This window comes from Curtobacterium sp. LFS084 (genome assembly GCF_047977705.1).
GTDB lineage: Bacteria > Actinomycetota > Actinomycetes > Actinomycetales > Microbacteriaceae > Curtobacterium.
Genome location: NZ_JBFPFM010000001.1, coordinates 15640 through 30464, shown reverse-complemented (window position 1 = coordinate 30464; position 14825 = coordinate 15640). Strand labels below are relative to the sequence as shown.

The 14825-nt window shown below is 73.6% G+C and carries 14 protein-coding genes; 7 read left to right on the top strand and 7 right to left on the bottom strand.

The features are described 5' to 3' along the window. Positions 1-110 precede the first annotated feature (110 nt). Positions 111-1106 (top strand): helix-turn-helix domain-containing protein, encoded by a 996-nt coding sequence (locus tag ACNQOV_RS00165; RefSeq protein WP_416392882.1) that lies wholly within the window; start codon positions 111-113, stop codon positions 1104-1106. 85 nt (positions 1107-1191) lie between these two features. Here ACNQOV_RS00165 and ACNQOV_RS00160 read toward each other — a convergent pair whose 3' ends face one another. Beyond that, positions 1192-2418, bottom strand: a complete 1227-nt coding sequence (locus tag ACNQOV_RS00160; protein WP_416392881.1) for a lipopolysaccharide biosynthesis protein — start codon at positions 2416-2418, stop codon at positions 1192-1194. Then, positions 2415-3746, bottom strand: coding sequence for an MATE family efflux transporter (locus ACNQOV_RS00155; RefSeq protein WP_416392880.1), 1332 nt, complete (start codon positions 3744-3746; stop codon positions 2415-2417). The genes ACNQOV_RS00160 and ACNQOV_RS00155 overlap by 4 nt, the downstream gene beginning before the upstream one ends. 117 nt (positions 3747-3863) lie before the next feature. On the opposite strand from ACNQOV_RS00155, the gene ACNQOV_RS00150 reads away from it, so the two are divergent. After that, complete coding sequence (locus tag ACNQOV_RS00150) at positions 3864-4526, top strand: GAP family protein (protein ID WP_416392879.1); 663 nt, start codon at positions 3864-3866, stop codon at positions 4524-4526. A 60-nt stretch (positions 4527-4586) separates the two neighbouring features. On the opposite strand, the gene ACNQOV_RS00145 is transcribed toward ACNQOV_RS00150, so the two are convergent. Beyond that, complete coding sequence (locus ACNQOV_RS00145) at positions 4587-5924, bottom strand: uracil-xanthine permease family protein (protein WP_022906134.1); 1338 nt, start codon at positions 5922-5924, stop codon at positions 4587-4589. An 85-nt stretch (positions 5925-6009) separates the two neighbouring features. Here ACNQOV_RS00145 and ACNQOV_RS00140 point away from each other — a divergent pair, with 85 nt between their 5' ends. Then, positions 6010-7974 (top strand): M13 family metallopeptidase, encoded by a 1965-nt coding sequence (locus ACNQOV_RS00140; protein ID WP_416392878.1) that lies wholly within the window; start codon positions 6010-6012, stop codon positions 7972-7974. Continuing rightward, positions 7974-8930 (top strand): serine hydrolase, encoded by a 957-nt coding sequence (locus tag ACNQOV_RS00135; RefSeq protein ID WP_022906132.1) that lies wholly within the window; start codon positions 7974-7976, stop codon positions 8928-8930. The genes ACNQOV_RS00140 and ACNQOV_RS00135 overlap by 1 nt, the downstream gene beginning before the upstream one ends. A gap of 110 nt (positions 8931-9040) precedes the next feature. Here ACNQOV_RS00135 and ACNQOV_RS00130 read toward each other — a convergent pair whose 3' ends face one another. Together ACNQOV_RS00130 and ACNQOV_RS00125 are read right to left on the bottom strand one after the other, a co-directional pair. Continuing rightward, positions 9041-9394 (bottom strand): GNAT family N-acetyltransferase, encoded by a 354-nt coding sequence (locus ACNQOV_RS00130; RefSeq protein WP_416392877.1) that lies wholly within the window; start codon positions 9392-9394, stop codon positions 9041-9043. Between the two features lie 19 nt (positions 9395-9413). Further along, the gene (locus ACNQOV_RS00125) at positions 9414-10100 is read right to left on the bottom strand and encodes a DUF4232 domain-containing protein (protein WP_416392876.1); all 687 of its coding nucleotides are present in this window, start codon (positions 10098-10100) and stop codon (positions 9414-9416) included. Positions 10101-10206: 106 nt separating this feature from the next. On the opposite strand from ACNQOV_RS00125, the gene ACNQOV_RS00120 reads away from it, so the two are divergent. Continuing rightward, entirely contained in the window at positions 10207-10479 is a 273-nt protein-coding gene (locus ACNQOV_RS00120) for a hypothetical protein (RefSeq protein WP_022906129.1), read from the top strand. A gap of 9 nt (positions 10480-10488) precedes the next feature. Here ACNQOV_RS00120 and ACNQOV_RS00115 read toward each other — a convergent pair whose 3' ends face one another. Together ACNQOV_RS00115 and ACNQOV_RS00110 are read right to left on the bottom strand one after the other, a co-directional pair. Beyond that, positions 10489-10869 (bottom strand): NUDIX hydrolase, encoded by a 381-nt coding sequence (locus ACNQOV_RS00115; protein WP_416392875.1) that lies wholly within the window; start codon positions 10867-10869, stop codon positions 10489-10491. A 47-nt stretch (positions 10870-10916) separates the two neighbouring features. Further along, a complete protein-coding gene (locus ACNQOV_RS00110; protein ID WP_031261659.1) occupies positions 10917-12239 on the bottom strand; it encodes a glutamyl-tRNA reductase in 1323 nt (440 codons plus the stop codon). 90 nt (positions 12240-12329) lie between these two features. Between ACNQOV_RS00110 and hemE the strand changes: the two genes are divergently transcribed. Both hemE and ACNQOV_RS00100 read left to right on the top strand, forming a co-directional pair. Next, a complete protein-coding gene (gene hemE, locus ACNQOV_RS00105; RefSeq protein WP_402265771.1) occupies positions 12330-13454 on the top strand; it encodes a uroporphyrinogen decarboxylase in 1125 nt (374 codons plus the stop codon). Then, the gene (locus ACNQOV_RS00100) at positions 13451-14764 is read left to right on the top strand and encodes a protoporphyrinogen/coproporphyrinogen oxidase (protein WP_416392874.1); all 1314 of its coding nucleotides are present in this window, start codon (positions 13451-13453) and stop codon (positions 14762-14764) included. The genes hemE and ACNQOV_RS00100 overlap by 4 nt, the downstream gene beginning before the upstream one ends. The last annotated feature ends 61 nt before the right edge of the window (positions 14765-14825 follow it).

The following is a 14825-nucleotide window of genomic DNA, read 5'->3' as shown; positions in this document are numbered from 1 at the left end:
CGGTGGCGTCAGACGCCGGACGCATCGGCCCTGATCGCCTCAGCGCTCCCATTCCGGTTCCCTGCGCACCGCGTTCTCCGGCGGCTGCATGGCGGCCTCGGATGGCTGCGGTGGCGCGGACGACCTATGCTGCCGTGGAGATGGACGAGGAGACGGGTGCGGCCGCCGCCGGTGCGGCGTCGCGGCGGGAGGCCATCGGCGACGATCTCGACGAGGCGACCTCGTTCTACGAGCGGCTGCACAACGCGCGCCGGGTGGCGCTCACCCCGGCAGGCGACTCGTTCTCCTACCGGGTGCGCAGCGTCGGGGACGCCGCCATGACGCTGCGGAGCTCGACCCTGTCCGCGAACCGCTGGGGACGCATCGAACCCGAGGGGCACTACCTCCTCACCTGGGCGCAGCACGGCACCGCGGTGATCGACGCCGGGACCGACCAGGAGCAGGTCCTCCGTCCGGGGACCGCGGTGATGTACCCCACCGGACGGGCGTTCACGCTCGACGCTCCCGCGGGTGCCGTGCTGCACGCGGTCGACTTCGCCGCCGACTTCCTCGAGGGCCTCGACGCCGCACGACGGAGTGAGGAGCCGCGACGCCTGGAGTTCCTCCGACGCCCCGAACCGGTCGCCCTCGCCACCCTCCAACGGCGACTCGCCGTCGCAGCACCGGAGCTGCTGCGACCCGACACCGACCCGGTCCGCCGGGCCCTGCTCACCGAATCACTCGGCAACCTCCTGCTGGACACCTTCGTGGAGCCGGTCGGCGACCTCGTCCGGCAGTACCCGGGGGCCGTCGGCCGTGCCCTGCAGTTCATCGTCGACCGGGCCGCCGACCCGGTCACCACCGCGGACATCGCCGCTGCAGCCGGTCTGAGCGCACGCGGGCTGCAGCAGGCGTTCGTGCGGGCCGACCTCCCGACCCCCATGGTCGCCCTGCGGCAGGAACGCCTCCGCCACGTCAGGGAGGCGCTGCAGCACGCGGAACCGGGGACGGCCACGGTCGCGACGATCGCCACCGCGTGGAGCTTCGGGCACCTCGGTCGGTTCTCGGGGTACTACGAACGCGAGTTCGGCGAGCTCCCGAGCGCGACCCTCCGAGATCGACCCTGAGCCGCGACGAGCGCCCGCGACGACGGGCGACCGCGGCGACGGGGGACCGCGGCGACGAGCGACCGCGGCGACGAGCGCCAGCGGCTCACCCGCGCCGGAGGCCGAGGCCGACCACCGCGACGAGGTTCACCACGCTCCCCACGAGGAACCCGGTGGTCCCACCAGCCACGCCCGTGACGGGCCCGAGCACCGCCATGAGCACCGCCCCGACGACGAACCCGGCGACCGACGCCGAGGCGACCTGCCTGGACCGGCCCGCAGCGAGGAGCAACGCCGCCGGGACGAGCCCGACGGTGAACACCCAGACGCCGACCATCAGGTACCGGAGGTCCGCCACGGCGGCGGCACCCTCGGCCGGGTAGACGATCGGCAGGAACCACCCGGCCAGCGCCGCCACGAGCCCGAAGACGACCGCGGTGCCGGCGGCGAACCCGACCACGAGCAGTGCCGCTCCGCGCGACCGGAGCGACCCGTGGGCACTCCGGTGCGCGAACGCCGGCACGAGGACCTGCCCGAGCGCCTGCCCGAGCATCGAGGCGGGCGTCGCCAGGGTGAACGCGGCCGCGTAGACCCCGGCGTCACGCGCCGACGACGTCACCTGCGCCGAGATCATCGTGAGCTGGAGCAACCCGTTCGAGGTCACGACGGCGAGCACGTTCCAGGCCGCGAAGCCGAGGACCCCGGCGGTTGGCTCCTGCTGCCCCGTCCGGCCGTTGCCCCGCGGCCAGCACGCAATCGCGAACACCGTGTACCCGATCGCGAGTGGCAGCAGCACGAACGGTTCGAGCCGGGCGACGCATGCGAGCACGAGCAACCCGAGCGCGAGGACGCTCGTCACGGAGTCCCAGAGCGCGACCCGCCCAGCCCGGCCGTACCCGAGCTGGGCGCCGCGGGCGTAGCAGTACAGGCCGTAGCCGACGACGACCGCGACCCCGCCGAGCACCGTGCCGGGACCGTTGCCCCATGCAAGCGCGATCGGCACGGTGGCCACGGCGAGGACGACGGTGGAGACGAGCATCGATCGGCCGAGCAGCCGGTTCACCGCGGCGTCCGAGCGCCGTCCGCGCAGGGCGATCGCGAGGGCCCGCGACGCGGTGTTGCCGGCGGCGTTCGGCCAGAGCAGGGCGACGAACACCGACAGCGACAGGAGTGCGGTCGTCTGTCCGAGGGTCTCGGTGCCGAACACCCGACCGACGACCACGGTCACGACGAGCTTCGCCACGCCCTGCACGCCGATGCCCACGGTGGCGAGCACCGCGGACGACGCGACGGACGAGGCCGCGGCCGGAGCGGCAGCCGGACGCACGCTCACCGTGCCATCGCCTGGTCGATCCAGCCCCGGCGGTGCGCCCGCAGCCCGAGCGTCACCGCCCGGACGCCGATGTACCCGAGCGCGAACGCCGCCCACAGGCCGCCGAGCGTCGCGCCCGCCCACCAGAGCAGCGGCAGGTACACGACGAGGTTCACACCCCCGGCGATCGCCAGGTACCGCGCGTCCCCGGCACCGATGAGCACCCCGTCGAGCACGAACACGTACCCCGCGACCGGCATCCCGACGGCGACGAGGACCAGCACGAGCGGCAGCGCGTCCCGGACGGCGGCCGCGTCGGAGAACACGGGACCGAGCACCCCGCTCACGGCGGCGGTCAGCACGCCGAGGAGTACCCCGCCCAGGATCCCGAGCAGCACGAGGCGTCGGGTGACGAGTCGGACGCGTGCGGGGTCGCGCGCGCCGAGGCCGTGCCCCACGAGTGCCTGCCCGGCGATCGCGAGGGCGTCGAGCGCGAACGCCAGGGTCGAGAACACCGTCAGGCCGACCTGGGTCGTCGCGAGGCCGGTCGTCCCGAGGCCGGCGGCGGTGGCGACGGTCGCGAGCATCGCCACGCGCAGCGACGCGGTCCGCAGGAACAGCCAGGCGCCGGACCGCAGCGCGCGGGCGACCCCCGAGGCGCCGGGACGCAGCGGTGCCCCCGAGGACCGGGCCGCACGGACGGCGATGCGGACGTACACGATCGCCATCGCCCACTGCACGATGACGGTGCCGGCGGCCGACCCCTCGACGCCCCAGCCCGCGCCGTAGATGAGCACGGCGTTCAGCAGCCCGTTCGCCACGAAGCCGACGGTCGCGACGACGAGCGGGGTCCTGGTGTCCTGCAGGCCGCGCAGCAGGCCGGTCGACGCGGTCACGACGAGGATGCCGGGCAGGCCGATGAGCGACACCGTCAGGTAGGCGGTCGCCGCCGCCGCGACCTCGGGCGCCGCACCGAACAGCGACACGAGCGGACCGGCCAGCGGCCAGCCGACGAGCGCCAGCACCACCCCCAGGCCGAGCGCGAGCCACATCCCGTCGATGCCCGCGTGCACGGCGCCGCGCCGGTCACCGCCGCCGAGCGCCCGCGCGACCGCCGGGGTGGTCGAGTAGGCCAGGAACACGAGCAGTCCCGTCACGGTCTGCAGCACGGCACCCGCGAGCCCGACGGCCGCCAGCGCCGTCGCGCCGAGGTGCCCGACGAGGGCGGTGTCGGTGAGCAGGAAGAGCGGCTCGACGACGAGCGCACCGAGGGCGGGCACCGCCAACCGCACGATGTCGCGGTCGACCGCGCGTCGTTCGGTGGGCGCGGGTGGCGTCGGTCGGTGCACCGACCCATTGTGGCGGCGATGCGGGCCCGCCGCGGCGCGCGGTGGACTCGGCCACCCGCACGAGGCGGGCCGCGGGACGTGCCGACCCGCGCCTCACGGCCGGACTACGCTCCGATCGTGGACATCGCCGCACTGGTGCCGGCAGCGATCGGCATCGCGCTCAGCCCCCTGCCGATCGCCTCGGTCGTGTTCCTGCTCGGGCACCGACGCGGCTACGGATCGGCGCTCGCGTGCGCGCTGGGGTGGATGGCCGCCGTGGCCGTCGCCCTCGTCGTGGCGGTGGCCGTCGGCGAGCAGCTCCCGACCGGTACGGGCGAAGGGCCGCCGGTGCAGGCGCTGGTCGCGCTCGCCGCTGCGGTGGTGCTGTTCGTGATCGCGGCGTGGCAGTGGGCGCGTCGCCGCCTGCCGGACGGATCGCCGGCGAGCACGCGCTGGGCGGACGCCATGGAGGCACTCGGTCCCGGCCGGGCCTTCGGGCTCGGCGCACTCCTGTTCCTCAGCCCGAAGTCGGTCGTCCTGGCGCTGGCAGCGGGCCTGACGTTCGGCGACGGGGACCCGCGGGCGGTCGAGACGTTCGTCGTCGGCGCGCTGTTCGTGCTCGCCTCGGGCGCCGTCGTGCTGCTGCCGATCGTCCTGGCCGTGGCTCTCGGGCGGCGTGCCGAGCGCCCGCTCGAGGCGATGCGCTCGTGGATCGCGGAGTGGGGTGCGCGGTCCCTCGTCGTCGTGCTGGTCGTCCTCGGGGTGGTCCAGCTCGTCATCGGACTGACCGGCCTGCGCTGAGCGCGGTCCGGGAGGCGCGGCTCGCCCCGTCCCGTCGGCAGACGGGTCGAGACGGTCAGGTCAGTCGCCGCGCGGCTCGGCGGGGACGCCGCCGGTCGCCGCGTGCGCTTCGTCCGACGCCGCCGGCGTCGCCTCGTCGGTCCCGCGGGCACGGCCCACCAGGTCCATCACGTGGTAGACGACGATCGCCGCGACGGTGCCGAGGATGATGCCGCCGAAGCTCGCCTGGCCGAACGCGAACGTGAAGTCCGCGATCCCGATGATGAGGGCGATGCCCGCGGTCAGCTGGTTCTTCGGCTTCGCGAAGTCGACGCGGTTCTCGACCCAGATGCGGATGCCGATGACGCCGATCAGGCCGTACAGCGCGGTGGTCGCGCCGCCGAGCACCCCCGGCGGGACCGACGAGATGACCGCACCGATCTTGGGGGAGAGGCCGAGCAGGACCGCGACGATCGCCGCGACCCAGTACGCCGCGGTCGAGAACACCCGGGTGGCCGCCATGACGCCGATGTTCTCGCCGTAGGTGGTCGTGGCCGAGCCGCCGCCGAGCCCGGCGAGGACGGTCGAGACGCCGTCGGCGAAGAGCGCGCGTCCGGTGAGCGGGGTGAGGTCGCGGCCGGTGAGCTGCCCGACGCCCTTGACGTGTCCGACGTTCTCGGCGACGAGCGCGAGGACGACCGGGACGAACGCGAGGTAGATCGCGAGCTGCGATCCGTCGAACGCCGGCGCGGTGAACTCCGGCAGACCGATCCAGGCGGCCTCGTGGACGGCGTCGAACGAGACCTCGCCGCCGATGAGCGCGGCGACGTAGCCGACGACGACGCCGATCACGATCGACAGACGGCCGATGAGCCCCTTGAACAGGACGGTCACGAGGATGATCGCGGCGAGGGTGATCACCGCGACGACGGGGGCCTTCGTGAAGTTGTCGCGGGCGGCCGGCGCGAGGTTGAAGCCGATCAGGGCGACGATCGCGCCGGACACCACCGGCGGCATCAGCCGGTCGATCCACCCGGCACCGGCGAGGTGCACCACGGCCCCGACGACCGCGAGCAGCGCACCCACGACGATGATCCCGGAGAGCGCGAGCGGGATGCCGCCGATCTTCGTCGCGGCGGCGATCGGCGCGATGAAGGCGAAGGACGACCCGAGGTAGCTCGGCAGCCGGTTCCCGGTGATGACGAGGAACAGGATCGTGCCGATGCCGCTGAAGAGCAGCGTCGTCGAGGGCGGGAACCCGGTGAGGAGCGGCACGAGGAACGTCGCACCGAACATCGCCACGACGTGCTGCACGCCGAGCCCGATCGTGCGACCCCAGGTGAGGCGCTCGTCTGGTGCCACGATCGTCGTCGCGGAGACGGTCGCGCCGTCACCGTGCAGCTTCCACGGAAGTCCCATGTGGACGACGCTAGTGGCTGTCGACCGCTCGTGACGCTCCCGTCCGTCCTGCTCCATCAGGGCGGTGGTGGCTATCGTGGACCGCATGACCGACGTCGCAAGCACCTCCGGGATCCACACCGACGAGCTGGACACCACGGTCCGCCCGCAGGACGACCTGTACCGCCACGTGAACGGCTCGTGGATCGCATCGACGCCGATCCCCGACGACAAGGCGCGGTACGGCTCGTTCACGGTGCTGGCCGAGGCGGCCGAGATCGCGGTTCGGGACATCATCGAGCGCTCCCAGCAGGCGGCGCCCGGCACCGAGGAGCGCAAGGTCGGCGACCTGTACTCCTCGTTCACCGACGAGGCGCGGCTCGAGGCGCTCGGCACCGCGCCGATCGAGCCCCTGCTCGCCGAGGTCGCGGCCGTCGACTCGGTCGACGACGTCGTGCGCCTGGTCGGCCGGTTCGAGCGGCTGGGTCTGCCGAGCTTCCTGCAGCTCTTCGTCGACAACGACCCGGGCGACCCGGAGTCCTACGTGGTGTTCCTCGAGCAGTCCGGTCTCGGGCTGCCCGACGAGTCCTACTACCGCGAGGACCGCTTCGCCGACATCCGCACGAAGTACCGCGAGTTCGTCGCCGCCATGTTCCCGCTCGCCGGGTTCGAGGACGGCGGCGACCGCACCGAGCACGTCGTCGCCCTCGAGACCGCGCTGGCGTCGAAGCACTGGGACAACGTCACCACGCGCGACAGCCAGAAGACCTACAACAAGCTGCCGTGGGCCGAGGTCCAGGCGCTCGCCGAAGGCATCGACCTCCGCCTCTGGTGGGAGGCGATCGACGCCCCCGCCGGCGCCTTCGAGACCGTGGTCGTCCGCGAGCCGTCGTTCGTGACCGGGCTGGCCGAGCTGCTGCACGAGCAGCCGCTCGAGGTCTGGAAGGACTGGCTGCGGTGGCAGGTGATCCGCGGCTCCGCGGCCTACCTGACGAGCGCGTTCTCGGCGACGAACTTCTCGTTCTACGGCACCGCGCTCACCGGCGCGCCGAAGCAGCGCGAGCGCTGGAAGCGCGGCGTCTCCCTCGTCGAGGGCGCGATGGGCGAGGCCGTCGGGCGCATCTACGTGCAGGAGCACTTCGACGAGACCTCGAAGGCGACGATGGACGACCTCGTGGCGAACCTCGTCGAGGCGTACCGGCAGAGCATCACCGGCCTCGACTGGATGACCGACGAGACCCGTGCCCGAGCCCTCGACAAGCTCGACAAGTTCACGCCGAAGATCGGCTACCCCGTGAAGTGGCGCGACTACTCGGCGCTGCCGGTCTCCGCCGACGACCTCGTCGGCAACGTCCGTGCCGTCGCCTCGTTCCAGGTCGACCGCGAGCTCGGCAAGATCGGCAAGCCGATCGACCGCGACGAGTGGTTCATGACGCCGCAGACCATCAACGCGTACTACAACCCGGGCTTCAACGAGATCGTGTTCCCCGCGGCGATCCTGCAGTTCCCGTTCTTCGACGCCGCACGCGACGCGAGTGCGAACTACGGAGCGATCGGTGCCGTCATCGGCCACGAGATCGGGCACGGCTTCGACGACCAGGGCTCGCAGTACGACGGCGACGGGCGACTCGAGAATTGGTGGACCGAGGCCGACCGCACCGCGTTCGAGGAGCGCACGAAGGCCCTCATCGCGCAGTACGACACGCTCGTCCCCACCGAGGTCCCGGACGGCCACGTCAACGGCGCCCTGACGATCGGCGAGAACATCGGCGACCTCGGCGGGCTCTCGATCGCGTGGAAGGCCTACCTGCTCTCCCTCGACGGCGAGGAGCCGCCCGTCGTCGACGGCCTGACCGGCGCCGAGCGGTTCTTCCTCAGCTGGGCGCAGGCCTGGCGGATGGCGATCCGACCGGAGGAAGCCGCCCGACTGCTCACGATCGACCCGCACTCGCCGACCGAGTTCCGCTGCAACCAGGTGGTCCGCAACATCGACGTCTTCTACGACACCTTCGGCGTGACCGAGCGGGACGCGATGTACCTCGACCCGGCCGAGCGCGTCGCGATCTGGTGATGGCCGAGCCGGACGCGGCTCCGTCGTCGGAGCCGGGGTCGGCTCGCCGGTCCCGCCGACGCCAGCACGCCGGCGGGACGGACGGTCGGGCCCGCGGGCGGCACCGTGGTGGTGCCGACGAGCGGTTCGCGTCGACGCTGCAGGCCCTCGGAGCGCTCGCACGGGACGGTGCGTCCGTCAGCGCCTCGGTGATCGACACGTCGACCGGCAAGGCCCTGTTGGCGGTGGACGACACGCTCGTCCAGCCCGTGGCGAGCCTCGGGCGCGTGCTGCTGCTCGTCGAGGTCGCGGCACGGCTCGAGGACGGCGGGTTGCACGGTGACCGACTGCAGCGGATGGCGCGGGACACCGCCACCGGCGCGGGACTCTGGCAGTTCCTGCAGCAGCCGACCATGCAGGTGTCCGACCTGGCGACCCTCGTCGGTGCGAGCGCGGACGCCTGGGCGATGAACGCGCTGCTGTCGACCGTCGGCATCGATGCGGTCCGTGAGCGTGCCGAGGCCCTCGGGATCGAACGCACCGCCCTCATCGACCGCGTCCGGGACCGCCGGGGGCCGGACGACGCGCCCGACGCCTCGGTCGCCCCGACGGGTGAGCTCGCCTGGCTCATGCGGGGACTGGCGCTCGGCGAGGTCGTCGACGAGGCGGTGTCGAACCGGGTGCTCGGCTGGCTGTCGCTCGCGTCCGACCTCAGTCTCGTCGCGGGGTCCTTCGGGCTCGACCCGCTCGCCCACCGGGCACTGGACCACGGCCTGCAGGTCGTCTCGGCGACCGGCTCGGGCACGGGCGTCCGCGCCGAGGCCGGGATCCTGCGCGGGCCCGGCTCGTCGGTGAGCTACGCGGTCACGGTGACGTTCGACGACGCCTCGCTGCAGCGGCGGCTGGCGGTCATCGACGCCCTGCGGACGATGGGCACCGAGGTGCTCGAGACGGTGCACGAGGCCGCGGCCCGCTGAGCGTACCTCCACGCTCGTGACCGACTCCCTGATCTCCTTCGCCGTGGCCTGCCGGTGCACGCAGGAGGTCCGGGCGTCCACGGACGACCCCGAGTCCTGAGCGGGCCGGGTCAGCGCAGCCGGACGAACGACCGCAGCGGGGCCGGCCGGACGTCGTGCACCTCGACGAACCCGCGCGACTCGTAGAACGCTCGCTGACCCGGCTCGGCGTCGTTGATCCCACTCCGGTGGCGGTCCGGCAGCACGAGCAGGTCCTGCACGTACACGACGGTCGCGCCGTCCGACACCGTGCGGACCAGGCCGACGAGCGAGCCGTCCGCGCTCCGGGCCGTCAGCACGAGGTGGGATCCGCCCACCGCGGCGACGAGAGTCTCCGGGGCGTCGGTGTACGCCGTCCACCCGACCGCGCGGTACAGCGCGAGGAGCTCGTCCCCGTCCGGTCGTCCCTCCGTGATCAGCAGCACCCGTCCATGCTGGCAGACGTCAGTCGGTCGCCTGCCCCGCGGGAACGAAGGCCTGGACGTCGAGCTCCGTCACGTCCTTCGACCGGCACGCGGCGAACTCGGTGTACGGCACGAACAGCGACGCCTTCGAGCCGGGCGGGTAGACGCGGAAACCGTCGGGCGAGGTGGGGTCGCACGTCGACTCCGGGTAGTTCTCCGAGTTCGCGACCCTGAGCGGTGCCACGGCCTCCTCGCCGGACGCCAGCGTGACGGTCGGGTGGGGCGCCGCCCGGTCGAGCGTCGCCGCGTTGCCGATCTGCGTGCCGTCCGTGTCGCCGACGAACGACACCCCCGGCCAGCCCTGCAGCGTGCAGGTCGACGACCCGGTGTTCCGCAGGACGAGGTGGACGTACGTGCTCCCGGCCGCGCCACCGCTGCCGGCCTCGATGCTCCCGACGAGCGAGGACGTCGCGCACGCCGACGACCCGGTACCGGAGGACCCCGCGTTCGAGGAGGCACCGGACGACCCGGTCGACGCGCCGCCCGCCGAGGCTGACGACGACGAGCCGGACGGGACGGACGAGGGTGGCGCCGTCGGTGTCGCCGTGACGGTCTCGGTGGTCGTGGCCGTCGGGTCCGAGGTGCCGCCGGACGAGCAGCCGGCGAGCAGGCCGACGGCGACGATGCCGGCGGCGACGAGCAGTGGGGAACCAGCGCGACGGTGCATGAGCCAACACAACCACCGGGTGCGGGGTACACGACTCGGGTGGCGCCCAGCCGTCACGAGCACACTCCGGAGCACGCGCGCGAGCGCACGAGCAACGGAGGTCGACATGGCAGGCAAGCACGAACAGGCACGCGGCGACGAGGGTCGGGCGGACGGCGTCGAGCCCCGCGCCGGTGCCTTCACCGACAGCGAGATCCCCGGCGAGACCCCGGTGCCCTCGAACGAGCCCGCCGGTGAGTTCGTCTCGAGCGACATCCCCGGCGAGACCCGTCCCGAGGGTGGCGGCGAGGGCGAGTACGTCGAGTCGGACATCCCCGGCGAGGCGGAGCCGACGCCGGACGGCGAGGTCGGCCACTACACGGACCGCGACCAGGCGTAGGCCCGGGACCTAGTCGACCAGGCCCGCCGCCACGAGGCGGCGGAGCGTCTCGACGCCCGCCGGCGGGCACCGGTCCGCGTCCGCGGAGGTGACCCACTCGATCTCGTCCACCTCGGCCGACGCGACCGGCGTGGCGGTGTCCAGCGCGCCTCCCGGACGTGCCAGGAACAGCGCCATCGCGACCATCGTCCCCGGGGCCTGGCCGTGCGCCGGCTCCGTGACGGTGCCGAACGGCTCCACGTCGGCCGCGGTCAGGCGGAGTCCGGTCTCCTCGAGGGCTTCGCGGACGGCGGCCTCGACGTCGGTCTCGTGCGGCTCCGCCTTGCCGCCGGGCAGGTAGAGCACGTCGCGCTTGCGCGCGCGGACCATCAGCACCCGGCGGTCGCGCACCAGCAGCAGCGCGCTGACGCGCAGGGTCGGGGGACGGCCCTGGAGGCTCAGCTCGCGTCCGCCTCGTCGGTGCGGTCGCGGACGGTCAGCTCGGGCGCGGTGCGCTCCGCGAGCGGTACCACGGGTGCCGGCACGTCGGCCTCGGGCTCCGGGCGGACGCCGAAGAGGGCGTCGAGCGCCCCGACGAACTCCTCGCCGCGGCCGGCGCGACCGAGCTCGCGGGCGCGGACCGACGGACGGTGGAGCAGGACGCCCACGAGGTGCCGCAGCGCGCGTTCGGTCTGCTCGGCCGAGGCGTCGTCACCGTCCGCGCGACGCTTCGCGCGGTCGATCTCGTCGTCGAGGATGTCGAAGACGTGCTTGCGGAACGCGACGAGCGCCGGGGTCGTCGACTGCTCGAGCGCCTGGGCACGGAACCGGGACACCGCGTCGTCGACCATCGCCCGTGCCTCGGACTCGGCGTTCAGCTCGGCGATCGGGGCGTGGATGCTGATGGTCTCGAGGTCGAGCAGCTCGACGCCGTCGACGTCGGCCGCGTCCGGGTCCACGTTGCGGGGGAGCCCGAGGTCGATGACGATGCGCCGGACGCCGTCGTCGAGGTCGGCGGGCTCGACGACCGGGACCTCGCTCGAGGTGCAGGTGATCACGACGTCGCTGGCGCCGATGGCCTCGCGCAGGTCGTGGGCGGCGACGAGGTCGTGCTTGGCGGCGAACCACGCTGCCCGACCCGAGGGGGAGAAGACCTGGATGGTGTCGGCGCCGCGGTCGCGCAGGGCGGCGATGGTCGTGGCGGCGTAGCTGCCGGTGCCGATCAGGAGCACGCGGGTCCGGCCCCAGTCGGTGACGCGGGACGAGGCGAGCTCGAGGCCGAGGCGCACGAGCGACCGACCGGCCGCACCGATGCGGGTGCGGGTCTTGACGCCCCGGGAGGTGTGCGCCGCCTCTTGGAAGAGCCGTTCGAGGTCCGAGGTGGTGGTGCCGTTCGCGCGGGCGTCCTCCAGCGAGCGGCGGACCTGCCCGGAGATCTCGGTCTCGCCGACGACGACGGACTCGAGGCCGCTCGAGACGGCGAAGAGGTGCTGCACGACGTCCTTGCCGCCGAGCACGTTGACGGAGTCGAGGACCTCGGCGGGGTCGAGGTCGCTCGCGGTCGCGACGGCGTCGACGGTGGCCGAGACGGCGGAGTCGCGGTCGTCGCCGGCGATGTCGAGGTAGGCCTCGAAGCGGTTGCACGTGGCGAGGACGACGGCTCCGTCCAACACGCCGGAGTCCGTCACGAGACGGCTCGCCGCGGTCGGTGCGCCGATGCTCAGTCGCTCCAGGAGATCGAAGCTGGCGTTGCGATGCGACGCCGTGAGACAGATGAGCACGTCTTCCATGGTAACTCGCGTTCCGGTGCCCGCCCGATCCCGTCGTGCGTGCTCGGGATACACCCTGTTCGCCGATGGGAGAATCGTGCGGTGACCGACGCATCCACCACCGCTCTCCCCGCCGCACACCCGCTCGTCTCCGGGCGGACGTCGGGTTCGCCCCTCGTCCGGGCGCTCCGGGGCGACCGGCCGGAGACCCTGCCGGTGTGGTTCATGCGCCAGGCCGGGCGCTCCCTGCCGGAGTACCGCGACCTGCGCGTCGGCACGGCCATGCTCGACGCCTGCCTCGACCCGGCGATGGCGTCGGAGATCACGCTGCAGCCGGTCCGTCGGCACGGGGTCGACGCCGGCATCTTCTTCAGCGACATCGTCGTGCCGATCAAGCTCGCGGGCGTCGACGTCGAGATCGTGCCGGGGCGCGGGCCGGTGCTCGCGTCGCCGATCCGGACCGCGGCCGACGTCGACGCGCTCGGCACGCTCGACGAGGCCGCGCTCGCCCCGATCACCGAGGCGGTGGCCCGCACGGTGGAGCAGCTCGGCGACACCCCGCTCATCGGGTTCGCCGGCGCACCGTTCACGCTCGCGGCCTACCTGGTCGAGGGCGGTCCGTCGAAGGACCACATCCGCGCCCGCACCCTCATGCACGCCGAGCCGGAGACCTGGGCACGCCTGCTCGACTGGGCGGCCGGGGTGTCCGGGGCGTTCCTCCGGGCGCAGGTGCTCGCTGGGGCGTCCGCCGCACAGCTCTTCGACTCGTGGGTCGGTTCACTGTCCCGTGCGGACTACGTCGCGCGGGTCGCCCCGCACTCGGCCGACGCGCTGGCCCACGTGGCCGACCTCGGCGTCCCGCGCATCCACTTCGGCGTCGGCAGCGGCGAGGTGCTCCGCGACATGACCACCTTCGGTACGGACCGGGTCGGCGTCGACGCGGTCGGCGTGGACTGGCGGCTCCCGCTCGACGAGGCGGTCCGCCGCGTCGGCACCGGCGTCACGGTGCAGGGCAACATCGACCCGGCCATGCTCGCCGCTCCGTGGGAGGTGCTCGAGGCGCACGTGCGCGACGTCGTCTCCCGGGGCGGCGCGGCCCGGGCGCACGTCGTCAACCTCGGGCACGGCGTGCCGCCGGAGACCGACCCGACCGTGCTCACCCGCATCGTGTCGCTCGTCCACGAACTCGGGGACGGGACGGCCGCGGCGACCGGAGCGCACGCGTGACCGACGTCGTCGTGGTCGGCGGCGGGGTCGCCGGCCTCGTCGCGGCGCGGGACCTGGCGAAGGGCGGCGCGCACGTGGTCCTCGTCGAGGGGTCCGACGTGCTCGGCGGGATGGTCCGTCGGCACAGCGTCGCGGGGCTCGACCTCGACATGGCGGCGGACTCGTTCGCGACCCGGAACGACGCCGTCGGCCGGTTGGCGATCGAGCTCGGCCTCGGCAACGAGATCACCGCACCGGATCCACGCGGTGCCTGGCTGATGACCCGGGACGGCCGGACCTCGCCGATCCCCGAGACCGGGTTGCTCGGCATCCCCGGCAGTCCGATGGCCGCCGACGTGCTCGCGGTCGTCGGGCAGAAGGCGGCGCTCCGGGCGCAGATGGACTCGCTGCTGCCGTCCCCCGTCGGCGCGAAGGCCGCGTCCCTCGGCGAACTCGTCCGGAAGCGCATGGGCGACCGGGTCCTCGACGACCTGGTCGTGCCGATCGTCGCGGGTGTGCACTCGACGCACCCGGACGACCTCGACCCCGACCGGGTCGCCCCCGGACTCCGGGCGGCACTGCTCCGCGAGGGCTCCCTCGCCCGCGCGGTGCTCGCGCTCCGTGCCCGTGCGACGGCCGGGTCGGCCGTGCAGGGCATCCGCGGTGGCATCGTGCGGCTCGTCGACGAGCTGGTGGCCGACATGGAGACCTACCGCGTCGACGTCCGTCTGCGCACCCGGGCGACCGCGATCGAGGAGCACGCGGTGGAGGTCCGGACCGAGGACGGCGAGACCGAGCGGCTGGTGGCCGAGCACGTGCTCGCGTCGACGGCGGACCCCGCGCGCGCGACCGGGGCCGAGCGCACGGGCATCGAGCTCGTGACGCTCGTCGTCGACCAGCGCGAACTCGACGCCGCGCCGCGCGGGACGGGCATGCTCGTGCACCCCGATGCGCCGTCGGTCCGGGCGAAGGCGATCACGCACGCCACCGTGAAGTGGCCGTGGCTGGCCGAGGCCGCCGCGGGCAGGCACGTCCTGCGGTTGAGCTACGCGACCGCCGCCGACGCCGTCGAGACCGGCAGGAGCCTCCCGGTCGACCCACGGGACCCCGTCGGCACCCGCGCGGCCCAGGACGCGACCGCGCTGCTCGGCGTGCGCATCCCGGTGTCCGCCGTCGTCGGCGCCGCACGCGTCCGCTGGCACGGTCCGGACACGACCGCTGCCGGCCTCGCGGACGGCGTCGTCGGGATCGGCGAGGCGTCGAGCGGCCGGGGTCTGGCCGGGATCGTCCAGGCGGCGCGCACGGCCGCTGTGCACATCCTGGATTCCTGAGCGGACCACACACCGCGAGAGGGCTACTGTTGCGGTGAGCGTCGGACGTATTCCGCTCGGC

What these genes read in the sequence shown, in the direction of transcription:
- ACNQOV_RS00145 (WP_022906134.1), bottom strand. Translation starts at nt 5,924, where the DNA reads ATGGGACTTCCGTGGAAGCTGCACGGTGACGGCGCGACCGTCTCCGCG.
- ACNQOV_RS00140 (WP_416392878.1), top strand. Translation starts at nt 6,010, where the DNA reads ATGACCGACGTCGCAAGCACCTCCGGGATCCACACCGACGAGCTGGAC.
- ACNQOV_RS00135 (WP_022906132.1), top strand. Translation starts at nt 7,974, where the DNA reads ATGGCCGAGCCGGACGCGGCTCCGTCGTCGGAGCCGGGGTCGGCTCGC.
- ACNQOV_RS00125 (WP_416392876.1), bottom strand. Translation starts at nt 10,100, where the DNA reads ATGCACCGTCGCGCTGGTTCCCCACTGCTCGTCGCCGCCGGCATCGTC.
- ACNQOV_RS00120 (WP_022906129.1), top strand. Translation starts at nt 10,207, where the DNA reads ATGGCAGGCAAGCACGAACAGGCACGCGGCGACGAGGGTCGGGCGGAC.